The sequence below is a fragment of the Syntrophomonas sp. UBA5494 genome, assembly GCF_002426325.1.
Genome location: NZ_DIPG01000086.1, coordinates 14,509 through 16,226, shown reverse-complemented (window position 1 = coordinate 16,226; position 1,718 = coordinate 14,509). Strand labels below are relative to the sequence as shown.

The window sequence follows — 1,718 nt, the reverse complement described above, 5'->3', positions numbered from 1 at the left end:
GTCTCCATCCCCACCACTTCAGTGATATGGGTTATTTTCCGGGTGCCGTCTGACATTCGGCTCTGATGGACGATAAAATCAATAGCCGAGGCGATCTGCTCCCGGATGGCTTTCATCGGCATTTCCATACCCGCCATCAAGACCATGGTTTCGAGGCGGGATAACATATCCCGCGGGGAGTTGGCGTGAGCCGTGGAAAGAGAACCGTCATGACCGGTGTTCATGGCCTGCAGCATGTCCAAGGCCTCACCGCCGCGCACCTCGCCGACCACAATGCGGTCAGGGCGCATGCGCAGGGAGTTGCGCACTAAGTCACGGATAGATACCTCACCCCGGTTGTCGATATTTGAAGGGCGGGTCTCCAGTGTCACCACATGTTCCTGGTTTAAGACCAATTCAGCCGAGTCTTCTATAGTAATGATCCTTTCATCGTGAGGAATGAAGCCGGATATTATATTTAAGGTACTGGTTTTCCCAGCGCCGGTGCCGCCTGAAACAATCATGGACATGCGGCCTTTAACACAGGCTTCCAGGAATTTGGCCATATGAGAACTCATGGTATTGTTTCTGATCAAATCGGCAGTTTTCAGTAGATTTTTGGAGAATTTGCGTATGGTCAGGACACACCCGTTAATGGCCAGGGGAGGTATTATAGCATTTACACGGGATCCATCAGGAAGTCTGGCGTCTACCATGGGCGAGCTCTCATCCAGGCGGCGTCCCAAGGGAGAGATTATTCTCTCAATAACCGTATGTAAGTGCAAATTATCCCGAAAGACGACTTTTACCTTTTCAATTTTACCGCGCCTTTCCACAAAGACCTGCTTAGGACCATTTACCATGATTTCTGATATGCTGTCGTCTCTCAATAACGGGCTCAAAGGCCCATATGCCAGGACCTCGTCGATAACCTGATTAAGAATGACTTCTCTTTCGCTGCGCGGCAGGTTGTCGTATTCACTCTCGAAAATGGTATCAGAGATGCCGCGAATCTTACTCTCAATATCTTCGCGCTTGCGGTTATTTAAGGATTCCTGCCCCATTTCGCGGATTATCTCCCGGTGTATGCGGTAAACAATATCCAGGTAGCGGGATGTGGCGGCCTCCTTGGTTATAACAGGACTTACAACCTGATCGTTTTGCAATCTGCTCAATAGTGACATTACGCATCCAACCTTACTTATTACTTTATTTAGCCTTATCGATTAGATCGAACAATTCAACAATGCTCCTGGATATGGGGGCCTTGGGCTCATGTTGTAGAACGGCATGCCCCGGTTGATGGATGACACGGTCATCTTAAAATCGCTGGGGATAGAAGCTGCAATCTTCATGCCCAGAACCTGTTCTACATCCTGGGGTTCAAGGCCTACCGATAGTGATGACGAGCGGTTAAGAATCAATTTGGTTCGGGGCAGCAGCTTCAGAGAATCTAATACATCAATGCCTTTTTTTATGTTTTTGATGGTCGGTATATCCAGAGATATCAAAAGTAAAACCACATCCGACATTTCCAGGGCGGTGAGCGTAGTATCGTCCAGGAAGGTAGGGGTATCAAGGAAAGTATAGGTATACATCTTCCTGCACAGTTTTAGCACGGTCTCGGCTCCGAAGGAAGTTACCAGTTCACCCAGTTCAGGCTTATGGGGCGCAGCCAAAACCTTAACCCCGCTGCGCTCATAAAAGTATTCGTCGACCAGATCAGCCGTCAGTTCGCC

The 1,718-nt window shown here is 48.9% G+C and carries 2 protein-coding genes; both read right to left on the bottom strand.

The features are described from left to right. Positions 1-1,163, bottom strand: a 1,163-nt coding sequence (locus B3W37_RS09645; RefSeq protein WP_483175574.1) for a TadA family conjugal transfer-associated ATPase, incomplete at its 3' end; no start/stop codon positions are given. Positions 1,164-1,205: 42 nt separating this feature from the next. After that, a partial coding sequence (locus B3W37_RS09640) for a CpaE/TadZ family protein (protein ID WP_483175573.1) occupies positions 1,206-1,718 on the bottom strand: 513 nt, incomplete at its 5' end.